Genomic DNA, 11562 nt, shown 5'->3' on the forward strand with positions numbered 1-11562 from the left:
CAATTATCATTACATCTTATTTGGCGACTGACAAAAACTCTTTCTCGCTCAGCGCACAGCGGTCTGCAACGGGTACACCGACTCCCACCCTCCTCCCAGCGCTTTGTACAGCCCGACCATGGCCAACGACACGCCGGTGGAGCTTTCCACCCACTGCTCCTGCGTCGCCAGCAATGCGCTTTGCACGGTGAGTACGTTGACGAAATCCGCCACGCCTTCGACGTACTGATGTTGCGCAGTGGTCAGTGCGATCTGGTTCTGGCGCACCGCTTCGGCCAGGCTGTCGCGACGCAGTTGGCTGGCGTTGTAGCGGGACAGTTGATCATCGATTTCATGCCAGGCGCGTAGCACGGTTTGCTGGTAGGCCAGCGCCGCTTCCTGTTGCTGGGCTTCACGCAAATCGACCATGCCTTGCAGGCGCCCGCCGTTGAACAGCGGTAGGCTCAATTGCGGGCCGAAGGCAAAGGCACGGGAACCCCAGGAGCCGAAATCCGAGAGTTGCATGGCTTGGGAGCCCAGGCTGCCAGACAGGGTGATACGTGGGTAAAAGTCGCCCTTGGCCACGCCGATGCTGGCAGTGGCGGCGTGCAAGCGAGCCTCTGCCTGACGGATGTCTGGGCGGCGCTCGGCGAGTTCCGATGGCAGGCCGATCGCGACCTGGCGCTGTGTTTGCGGCACAGGGGCGTCTTTGGACAGCTGCGCGTACAGCGCCTGGGGTGGCTCGCCCATCAGCAGGCTCAGGGCGTTGATCAACTGGTCCTGACGCTGCTGCAGATCCGGCAGGCGCGCTTCGATAGCCGCGACCTGGGCGGCGGCTTCGGCCACGTCCAAGTCGGTCGCCACGCCGTCGGCCAACCGCAATTGCGAGAGCTTGAGGCTGTGGCGCGCAACGTCGAGGTTTTGCTCGGTGACAGCGCGGGTGTTTTGGACGCCGCGCAGTTGGATGTAGTCCTGGGCGGTCTCGGCCAGTACCGACAACAACACGGCGCGACGGTCGTTTTCGGCGACTTCCAGGGTGGCGTCGGCGGCTTCGGTTTCGCGCTTGACCCGGCCCCAGAAGTCCAGTTCCCAAGAAGCGGAGAAGCCCATGTCCCATTGGTTGAAGGCTGCGCGGCCATTCTCGCCGGAAGGGTCGTTCAAACCTTTGCCGCTGTTGCGCTTGCGCTGGTAACCGCCGCCCGCATCGACATTCGGGTAGCGCTCGGCGGTGGTTACCTCACGTACCGCGCGGCTCTGTTGCAGGCGGCTGCTGGCCAACTTCAGGTCGAGGTTATCGCTGAGGGCGCGGCGTGTCAGGGCTGAGAGCTGCGCGTCGTGGAACACGTCCCACCAGCGCTCCTGCAAGGGATCGCTGACGGCACGGCTGGCAGCTTGTCGGCCCTGAGGTTCGCTCCATTGATTGATCTGCGGGCTCTCGGGCCGCTGGAAGTCGGGACCGACCGTGCAGGCACTCAGGCTGATCAGGCTCAAGGTGAGCCAGGCGAGATGTTTCATTGCTGGGCCACCTCACGCTGTTGCGCGACCGGCCGGGTGTCGACGCTGGCTTCCACCGACATGCCGACGCGCAAACGCTCGGTCAGTGGCTGGTTCGGTTCGAGGACGATCTTCACCGGAATACGCTGCACCACCTTGGTGAAGTTGCCGGTGGCGTTGTCGGGCTTGACCGAGGCGAAGGTCACCCCGGTGGCAGGCGCCAGGCTTTCCAGATGGCCTTTGAGCAGTTCGCCGTCAAGGCTGTCGACGCTGACTTGCACCGCTTGCCCCGCGTGCATATGCGACAGTTGGGTCTCTTGGAAATTGGCCACCACGTAGGCTTCGGCCAGTGGCACCACCGCGAGGATCTTGCTGCCCGGTGTCACATAGGCGCCGACCCGCACCGCACGCTCACCGACCATGCCATCCACCGGTGCGACAATGCGCGTGTAAGACAGCTGATAACTGGCCATTTCCAGCGCGGCCTGGGCGCGTTTGAGCCCACCTTCGGCGGCGTCGCGCTGGGCGGTGAGGATTTCCACCTGCTTGCGTTCGGCGGCCAGCACGGCGGTGGATTTGGCCAGGCGCGCGGTAGCCTGATCGATGCGGGTCTTGGCTTGCTGGGCGTTCTGCACGGTGCCCGCACCGACGCCAGCGAGGTGGTTGTAGCGATTCAGTTCATGCTCGGCAAACGCCACTTCTGCGCGATCTGCTGCCACGGTGGCCTGGGCCTGGGCGATCACCGAGCTTTGGCGCTCCAGGGTCGCGCTGGCGTTTTTCAGCTGGGCCTGGGCGACCAGGGTGTCGGCATCGGCGGCCTGGGCGGCGGCGCGAAAATCGCGGTCGTCGATCAACGCCAGCAGTTGCCCGGCTTTGACACGCTGGTTGTCTTCCACCAGCACTTCCTTGATGAAGCCGGCAACGCGGGGAGCGACCAGGGTGAAATCCGCCGCGACGAAGGCGTCGTTGGTGGTCTGGTGCTTGCTGCCCAGTACGCCCGGCGCAACCAGGTAAACCAGCACACCGACGGCAAATACAGCAATAACGGAGACGGCAATTTTGTCTTTGCGTTTCATGGAGAGTCCTTGTGGTCAGGCCGGAGCGCGAGGCGGATAGATCCGCGTGGGCATCCAGAAAATCAGCAGGATCAACGCCACCGCGACACCGGCCATGACGACGTAAAGATCCGAAGAGGTCAGCACCACGGTCTGCTCGTGCAAGCGATGGGCGAGGCCCGGCGCGTCAGCGTCGGCCAGGGGCGAATTGCCCAGGCGGTCCACCAACATGGTTGAATGGAAATGCCCGCGCTGGGTGGTCAATGTATCCAGCACCGCAGTGGCGATCACAGCAGCCAGGCCTTTGACGGTATTGAACCAGGCCGAGGCAAACGGCCCTTCGATGGGCTGGATACTGCCGGTGGACAGCATCAGCAGCGGCAGCACGGCCATCGGCTGACCGAAAATCTGCAGCAGGTACCAGCCGTAAAAGTCGTCACGAATCCACGCCGAAGTCAGGTGAGAACTGCCGATGCAGCACAGCACCAACATGCTCAGGCCAATGCCCAGCACCCAGCGGCAATCGACCCAGCGCAGGTTGCACAGCGCCGCCACCAGCGGCAGTGCAATCAACTGTGGCAGCGCCATCAGCAGCATCACCGGCGCAGTTTGCAGCGGCCGGTAACCCTGGACCTGGGCGAGGAAACTGGACGGGATGATGATCACCGAGGTCAGCACCATCAGCACGCCGGCCAGCACGATCAGGGCGAAGGCCAGGTTGCGCAGGCCGAGCATCTGCAGGTTGAAGAAGGGCAGCGGCTGTGACCATTCGTTGAGCATGAACAGCACCAGCAACACTGTGCCGCCACACAGCAGGAAGGTAATCAGGCCCGACTCGAACCAGTCCAGGCGATTGCCTTGCAACAGGCCGATCACCAGCATGCAAATCGCCGGGAAGCCCAACAGCAAACCACGCCAGTTGAACTGCTTGAAGCGCTCCAGGCGCAGCGGGTCTTGTGGCAAGCCATAGGCCACGGCCGCCATGGCCAGCAGGCACGGCGCGACGATCTGCCAGAACGCCCACTGCCAACCGACGTATTCGGTCCACAACGCCGCCAGCGGCGTGCCCAGGCTGGGGCCGAAGGTGGCGGTCAGCGCGTAACCGGCCAACCCGTACAACTTGACGTTGGCCGGCAAAAAACGCAGCGCCACGGTCATCAGCATCGGCGGCAGCGCGCCACCGGCCAGGCCTTGCACGGTACGCAGCAGCAACAGGCTTTCGTAGTTCGGCGCGAACGGGCAGAGGATGCCCAGCACGGTGAACAAACCGATGGCGCACAGCGTGAAACGGCGCAGGGAAAACGTCACCGAACACCACGGCGCGAAGGCCATGGCTGCCACGGAGGTGGCGGTGTAGGCGGCGACCAGCCACGTGCCTTCATCAAAGCCGATGTACAGCGCGCCACGGATATCGGCGAGAGCAACCTTGGTGACCATCTCGTTGAGACCGGAAACCAGTACCGCCAGCAATACGCCGAGCAAGCCGATGATGATGCGCGGGCCGAATACGGGTGGGCTCAGAGCCGTAGGTTTGGCTGCGGCCTGGAGGACGGGGGCAGCGAGGGACGTCATGAACAGGTGACTCGGAATGAGAAATACCTGAGCAGTTTAATCGGGCACTCTCATGACAAAAAGTTACTTGTTGGCAGGTTATAAGTGCGTCAGACGCAACTTTGAACATCAACACTGAACCCTGTGGGAGCTGGCTTGCCTGCGATAGCGCCAGTTCAGTAACAGATTCAGTGACTGACACCCCGCCTTCGCAGGCAAGCCAGCTCCCACATTCATCCGCGTTCGCTTTATACCGGCTGGGCTTCTAGCCAGGTGGCATGACAGCTCTCGCGCATGGTTTCGCGCAGCCACTTATGGGCCGGGTCTTTGTCGAAGCGTGGGTGCCAGGATTGCGCCAGGACCAGGGTTTGCAGTGGAATCGGCAAGGCAAATGCGCGCAGTGGCAGGTTCAGACGCTTGGCGCTCAGGAGGGCTTCCTTGGGTACCGGCAACAGCAGGTCGGAATCGGGCAGCATGAACATCGCACCGTGAAAGCCTGGGGCGATCATGGCCACACGGCGCTCCAGGCCTTGGGCATTCAACGCGGTATCGATGGGCCCACGGGCGATGCCGCGCCGGGAGATGCTGATGTGGGAGTAGCTGGCAAAGCGTGCCGCCGTGATTTCTTCGTCGAACAGCGGGTGATCTTGTCGTGCCAGGCCGACAAAGGTGGTGGAGAACAGGTTCTGCACCTTCACTTCCGGGCTGGCAGGCATGGTGTTGCTCACCCGCAAGTCCAACCGCCCTTCCCGCAGGGCTTCATCGTCAGTGTCGCCTTCGGGCACAAAGCGCAGCTCACACAACGGCGCCACACGCTCCATGGTGTCGAACAGTCGCCCGCCATACACGCCGATGAAAAAGTCATTGGCGCGCACGCTGAAGCGGCGGCGCAAGGTGCTCAAATCGACTTGGTCCGCCGAACGGAACAGCAACGCAGCCTGCTCCACCACATTGCGCACCTGACCTTGCAGCTCGAGCGCCTTGGGCGTCGGCACCAGGCCACGGCCGGCACGCACCAGGATCGGGTCACCGACCGCTTCACGGATACGCGTGAGGGTGCGGCTCATGGCGGCCGGGCTGAGGTTCATCCGCCGCGCGGCGCCCACCACACTGCCCTCGTCGAGCAACGCGTCGAGGGCGACCAGCAGGTTCATGTCCGGTAATTGCATGCCAAGCACTCGTGATCCGTTGGGAGTGAACTGGGCGCAATCCTAGCAGGCTTTATCGGGTTAGAAAGGCGCATCACCCTGAATCGTGGTGCGGTACAACTTGCGGCGCAGGTGGCTTGGGCAACCAGCGGCCAAGTGGATCAGCGAGCGGTTGTCCCAGAACACCAGGTCGTGGGGCTGCCACTGATGACGGTAGATATTTTCCGGCAGCACGCTGTAGGCATAGAGCTGGGCCAGCAGGTCACGGCTTTCGTCATCGGGCAAGCCGACGATACGGGTGGTGAAGCCCTCGCTGACGAACAGCGCCTTACGGCCGTTTTCCGGGTGGGTGCGCACAACGGGGTGCACCACTTCGGCAACCTGGGCGAGCTGTTCGGGGGTAAGGGTTGGGCGCCAGTTGCCTTCGAATTTGGTCTCGCTGTAGCGCGCCGTGTAGGAATGCGCGGCGCTGCGGCCTTCGACCGCGTTGCGCAGGTGACCTGGCAAGTGCTCCCAGGCTTTGTGCATATCGGCGAACAGAGTGTCGCCGCCTTCAGATGGCAGTTCCTGGGCATGCAGCATCGAACCCAGGCTGGGCAGTTCTTTGTATGACAGGTCCGAATGCCAGAACTTGCCTGCATCCCCCAGGCCGATGGATTGGCCGTTCTCGATGATGTTGGAAACGATCAGGATCTCGGGGTGGTTGGCCAACAGGAACTGCTTGAGCACATGGATCTGCAACACGCCGAAACGGCGGCTGAAGGCGATCTGTTGTTCGGGGGTGATGCGTTGGTCGCGGAACACGATGACGTGGTAGTCCAAGTGTGCGCGATGGATGCGGGCGAAGTCCTGGTCGTTGACTGGGCGGGATAAGTCCAGGCCGATGATCTCGGCGCCGACACTGCCGGGGAAGGGGTGGATGTCGAAGGTTTGGAGGGCGGTGGTGGCAGACATTTGATTCATTCCCGGCGGACAGGGGAGTGAATTTATAGGCATAAGGATGGAAGCTTAAATACCGTTAGCGCATATGGATATGGCGTTTGGTTTGAGCTGTAGCGTGATGCTGACGGCCTCACCGGGGCGAGCCCCCTCCCACATTCTGATTGGTGAATATATTCCAATGTGGGAGCTGGCTTGCCTGCGATAAGGTCGGACAGGCGCTGAAGTTCAACGCTCGTGCAACGCCTCGGCCCGCGCCTTGATGATCGGCTTGAGCAGGTAGCTGAGGATGCTTTTCTTGCCGGTGATGATATCCACCGAAGCAACCATGCCGGGGATGATCAGCAGCGGCTTCTCATCCGTACCCAAGTGGCTGCGGTCAGTGCGCAAAGTGATCATGTAGTAGGTGGTCTTCTTGTCTTCATCAGTGATGGTGTCGGCACCGATGCGTTCGAGCTTGGCCTTCAGGCCACCGTACACCGTGTAGTCGTAAGCGGTGAACTTGACCACCGCTTCCTGCCCTGGGTGCAGGAAGGCGATGTCTTGCGGGCGGATCTTGGCTTCTACCAGCAGGGTGTCGTCCAGCGGCACGATTTCGACCATGTCACTGCCCGGCTGGATCACACCGCCAACGGTGTTGACCAGCAACTGCTTGACGATCCCGCGCACGGGCGAGGTGACCAGGGTGCGGCTGACCCGGTCTTCCAGCGCGCGGCCGGTGGACTCGGCCTTGTTCAGTTCTGTACGGGCTTCGTTGAGTTGGGTCAGGGCTTCGCTGCGGAATTTGCCGCGGGTTTCATCGATCTTGCGTTGCACTTCCTTGATCGCCGATTCAGCACGCGGGATCGCCAGGGTGGTAGCGTCCAACTGTCCGCGGGTTTCCATTTCGGCGCGCTTGAGGCGCAGCACTTCTACCGGCGACACCGCGCCCTGGGCCACCAGCGGCTCGGACATGTTGATTTCCTGGCGTTGCAGGGACAACTGGCTGCGGTATTGGCCCTGCTTGGAGGTGAACTCGCGCAGTTCCTGTTGGCGTTGCACGAGTTGTTCCTGCAAGCCGCCGACTTCGTCTTTCAACTGCTGGCGGCGGCTTTCATACAAGGAGCGCTCGTTGGCGGCCTGGCTCGGCGCGGCCTTGAGCACCTCGTCAGGGATGTTCAGCGGGCGGTCATCCACCTGGGCGCTCAAACGCTCGACACGCAGTTGCATGGCCAGGCGCAGGGCTTCGGTTTCCCCGGCGTTGGAGACAAACCGCGTGTCGTCGAGACGAATCAACGGCGCGCCAGCCTCTACGATCTGGCCTTCCTTGACGTACAGCTCGGCGACGATGCCGCCTTCAAGGTTCTGGATTTTCTGCAGCTTGGACGACGGAATCGCCTTGCCGTCGCCACGGGTCACTTCGTCGATCTGGGAGAAACCGGCCCACACCACCAGAAATACAAAGAACGCGATGATTGCCCAGATGGTCAGGCGGATGACCCGTGGCGCATCTTCGATCAGCGCCTTGTTGACCTCGGGCAGCGGCTGGCCCTGCAGCGAATCGGAGCCTTTGAAGTAGCGGCCGACCGCACTCTTGATGGAGTTAAGCAACACTGATCTGCCCCTTCTTCAACGCTTCCATGACCACGGCTTTCGGGCCGTCCGCGAGAATCTGCCCACGGTCGACCACCAGCAGGCGATCAACCAGGGAGAGCAGTGAGGCTCGGTGCGTGACCAGCACCACGGTCTTGTTTTGCACCACGGCTTGCAGGCGTTGCTTCAAGCGTTCTTCACCGGTGTTGTCCATGGCGCTGGTGGGTTCGTCCAGCAGCAGCATGGGCGGGTTGAGCAGCAGCGCACGGGCCAGGGCAACGTTCTGGCGCTGGCCGCCGGACAGGTTCTGCCCACGCTCGCCGACTTGCAGCTCGTAGCCTTGGGGATGCAGGCGGGCAAATTCGTGCACGCCAGCCAGTTCGGCGGCTTGCAGGACCATTTCATCCTCGACGTAGCGCGCACCGCTGACCAGGTTGTCGCGCAGGGTGCCGGCCAGCAATTGAATGTCTTGGGCGACATAGCCGATGTTGTGGCGCAGTTCGCTCACGTCGATCTGGCGCACGTCCACGCCGTCCACCAGCAAGGAGCCGGAGTCGGGTTGGTAAAGGCCAACGATCAGCTTGGCCAGGGAGCTTTTGCCCGAGCCGCTGCGGCCGATGATGCCGATTTTTTCCCCTGGCTTGATCACCAGGTTGATGTTTTTCAGCGCCAGGTTCTGCTGGTTCGGGTAAGTGAAGTTCAGGCCCCGGCACTCGATGGCGCCTTGCAGGGTGCGCCGGCTCATGGGGCGCTCTTCGAAGTTGCGCTCCTGGGGCAGCTCCATCATCTGGTCCACCGAGGTCATGGTGACCTTGGCTTGCTGATAGCGCGTCAGCAGGCCCGACAGCGAGGCCAGCGGGCTCAAGGCGCGACCACTGAGCATGTAGCAGGCAATCAGGCCGCCCATGCTGAGGTTGCCGTCGATGATCTGGTACACGCCGAACACGATCATGATCACGCCGGCCAGTTGCTGGATCAGCAGGGTCATGTTCATCGACAGGCCCGACAGCAACTTCACCCGAAGCTCAAGCCGGCTCAGGGTACCGATGGTCTGTTCCCAGCCGTACTGACGCTCGCTCTCGGCATTGTTGACCTTGACCGCATCAAGCCCGGCGAGGGTTTCGATCAGGCTCGACTGGCGCTCGGCGGCCAGCGCCATGGTGCGTTCCATGGTCGCGACCAGGGGCTTTTGCAAGGCGTAGCCGATGCCCAGGGCCAGTGGGAACGCCAGCACCGGAATCCACACCAGGTGCCCGCCGAGAATGGCGATGACCAGGAAGATCAGCAGCGTAAACGGCAGGTCGATCAGGCTGGTGAGGGTCAGCGACGCGAGGAAGTCGCGCAAGCTTTGAAACTCATGGATGTTCTGCGCGAAGCTGCCGACCCGCGCCGGACGGTATTTCATGGACATGCCGACGATGCGCTCGAACAGCGTGGCCGAGATGATCAGGTCGGTCTTTTTACCGGCCAGGTCCAGGCACAGGCTGCGCAGGCTTTTGAGGATCAGGTCGAACAGGTAGGCACCGCAGATGCCCACGGCCAGCACCCACAGGGTGGCGGTGGCCTGGTTCGGCACAACGCGGTCGTACACGTTCATCACGAACAGCGGCGCGGCCATGGCGATGATGTTGATCAGGAAACTGGCGGCGATGGCGTCGGTGTAGAGCCAGCGTGAACGCATGAGGGTGTCACGGAACCACGAGCGCGCCCGCGGAATCAGGCTGCCGTGGTTGACGTCGAACTTGTGCTGCGGCTGTGCAAAGAAGACTTTGCCGATGTAGTCGTCGGCCAGTGCTTCGCGCTTGATCAGCACTTCACCGCCGTCGCTTTCGCTGAGCAGGATCCGCGCTTCATCTTCGCCCTCCCAGCCCACCAGCACGGTACTGCGACCGTCCTTGAGCAGCAGCAGCGCCGGCAGTGCAATGGTCGGGATCTGTTCCAACTTGCGTTGCAGCAGCCGGCCTTGCAACCCGGCCCGCGCAGCGGCACGCGGCAGCAGTTCGGCACTCAAGCGTTGCGAAGGCAGCGGCAGGCCGGTGGTGAGCATGGCCGCACTGGCCGGTTTTTGATGCAGGGCGCAGAGCGCCAACAACCCGTCGAGTAACGGGTCGTCGTGCAGTGCGCGTGGATCATGACTGAGATGAACTCGACTGACTTCAGGTTCCACGCGGGGCACTCTCGACTAACAGATGGGGCTATTGGGGTGGCTCAATTCATCCCAGGCAGTTGGACTTTAGGTTTCACGTCGTTCTGCACGACGGAGGCCATTGGTGCAACCACTCCCTGGCTCTTGAGCAATTCGCCCATGGTCGCCTTGATTCGGTACTGAGTAAATAACTGAATGTTCTTGATTTCTTCCAGGCGGCGGGAAGCGGTGAACAATTCATTCTCGCTGTCGAGCAAATCCAACAGCGTACGTTGACCAAGGCTGAACTGTTGCTGGTAGGACGTGCGTACGCGGGTGCTGTGATCCACGTACTGCTGGGCGACCGGCAATTGCGCATTGGCGTTGTTCAGGGCGTTCCAGGCCAAGCCTAGTTCTTCATTGAGTTGGCGCAAGGCATTGTTACGGATGTCCAGCGCCTGGTTGGCCTGGTAGGACTTCGATTGCAGGTCGGCCTTGTTGCTGCCACCGGCGAACAGGTTGAAGCGCATGCGCACCATGGCTTCCCAACCATTGCTGTGGTTGGGATCACCGGAGACGTTGTTGTCGGCGTTGGTACCCAATTCAGCGTCAAAACGCGGATAGAAGTTGGACTTGGCGGCGTCGTACTGCTTCTCGGCGGCTGAGATATCCGACTCGGCCGAACGCAGGATCGGGCTGTTGTCGAGCATCTGGCGACGCGCTTCATTCAGGTCTGCCGGCAGCATGGCCATGAATGGGGCCGGACGCTCGAGTTCGTCGGGCATCTGGCCGACGGCGCTGAGATAGTTGACCTGCGCATCGGCCAGGTTGGTCTGCTCGGTGATCAAGTTGTTACGGGCCTGGGCCAGGCGCGCTTCGGCCTGGTCCTGGTCGGCACCGTTGCCGACGCCGCGCTCGGTGCGCAACTTGATCTGGTCGTAGATGCGTTCGTGGTTGCGCAGGTTATCTTCGGCCAGGCGTACGAACTCACGACGGGTCAATACTTCCAGGTAAACCTGGGCAACGGTCAGCGCGGTGCGCTCGGAAGTCCCGAGCAAAGAGTAAGCGCGGGAATTAACGTTGGCTTGTTGACGCCCGACTTCGCTGGAGGTGGCGAAACCGTCAAAAATCATTTGCTGCAGGCGCAGGCTGGATTCACCGCGGTTGAGCGTGTCCCAGTGATTGCCGCCAGGGTTGTTGGCGCGGGTGGTGGCGTTGTCGGTTCCTTGGCGGCCGTAACCGGCGTTCAGGTCGACACGCGGCAGGTAGCCGCCTTGTGCGGCGCGCAATTGGTAATCGGCAGCGATGCGGCTGTTAACACCTGCCTGGATTTCCGGGTGTACATCCAATGCCTGTTGCATGGCTTGGGGCAGTGTCTGGGCTTGTACGAAACTGGCGGCGAGAACGAACGGTATTGCCTTGAACAGGTGCAGACGCATTTAAAATTCCCTAGGACTTCTTGTCTCAAATCACAGCGATTGGCACCGCTGCGTCGGATAATGGCTACCGTAATGACCGTACGTCGGAAAGTTCAAAAAGCGGAACTGCTTCACACACATGTAGGACGGTTCGCCGCATAAATATCAATGTGACATTACGGGGCCGATTGTTTAGGATGGCGGCCCTAAGGTCAATAGTTTGGCACTAACTAGATAGCTAAAAAATCTAGCCAATTATTTGACGTCAATGCATATATAGA

8 protein-coding genes are annotated in these 11562 nt (G+C 61.6%); all 8 read right to left on the reverse strand.

The annotated features are described in order from the left end of the window. Positions 1-48: 48 nt before the first annotated feature. The 8 genes from JFT58_RS24685 to JFT58_RS24720 all read right to left on the reverse strand — a co-directional run bounded on the left by JFT58_RS24685 (position 49) and on the right by JFT58_RS24720 (position 11302). Positions 49-1494 (reverse strand): efflux transporter outer membrane subunit, encoded by a 1446-nt coding sequence (locus tag JFT58_RS24685; protein ID WP_054896853.1) that lies wholly within the window; start codon positions 1492-1494, stop codon positions 49-51. Next, entirely contained in the window at positions 1491-2549 is a 1059-nt protein-coding gene (locus JFT58_RS24690; protein ID WP_032878511.1) for an HlyD family secretion protein, read from the reverse strand. The genes JFT58_RS24685 and JFT58_RS24690 overlap by 4 nt, the downstream gene beginning before the upstream one ends. A 15-nt stretch (positions 2550-2564) precedes the next feature. Further along, a complete protein-coding gene (locus tag JFT58_RS24695) occupies positions 2565-4100 on the reverse strand; it encodes an MFS transporter (RefSeq protein ID WP_054896854.1) in 1536 nt (511 codons plus the stop codon). Between the two features lie 227 nt (positions 4101-4327). Further along, positions 4328-5248: a LysR family transcriptional regulator gene (locus tag JFT58_RS24700; RefSeq protein ID WP_003187445.1), complete on the reverse strand. Its 921-nt coding sequence runs from the start codon at positions 5246-5248 to the stop codon at positions 4328-4330. A 60-nt stretch (positions 5249-5308) separates the two neighbouring features. Beyond that, positions 5309-6181, reverse strand: a complete 873-nt coding sequence (locus JFT58_RS24705; protein ID WP_103299353.1) for a TauD/TfdA dioxygenase family protein — start codon at positions 6179-6181, stop codon at positions 5309-5311. Between the two features lie 213 nt (positions 6182-6394). Beyond that, positions 6395-7759: an HlyD family type I secretion periplasmic adaptor subunit gene (locus JFT58_RS24710; RefSeq protein ID WP_014716369.1), complete on the reverse strand. Its 1365-nt coding sequence runs from the start codon at positions 7757-7759 to the stop codon at positions 6395-6397. Continuing rightward, positions 7749-9905, reverse strand: a complete 2157-nt coding sequence (locus JFT58_RS24715; protein ID WP_034125412.1) for a type I secretion system permease/ATPase — start codon at positions 9903-9905, stop codon at positions 7749-7751. The genes JFT58_RS24710 and JFT58_RS24715 overlap by 11 nt, the downstream gene beginning before the upstream one ends. A 41-nt stretch (positions 9906-9946) precedes the next feature. Then, positions 9947-11302: a TolC family outer membrane protein gene (locus tag JFT58_RS24720; protein ID WP_034125411.1), complete on the reverse strand. Its 1356-nt coding sequence runs from the start codon at positions 11300-11302 to the stop codon at positions 9947-9949. Positions 11303-11562: the final 260 nt, after the last annotated feature.

This window comes from Pseudomonas sp. MF6767, assembly GCF_016405475.1.
GTDB classification, from domain to species: Bacteria; Pseudomonadota; Gammaproteobacteria; order Pseudomonadales; family Pseudomonadaceae; genus Aquipseudomonas; species Aquipseudomonas paracarnis.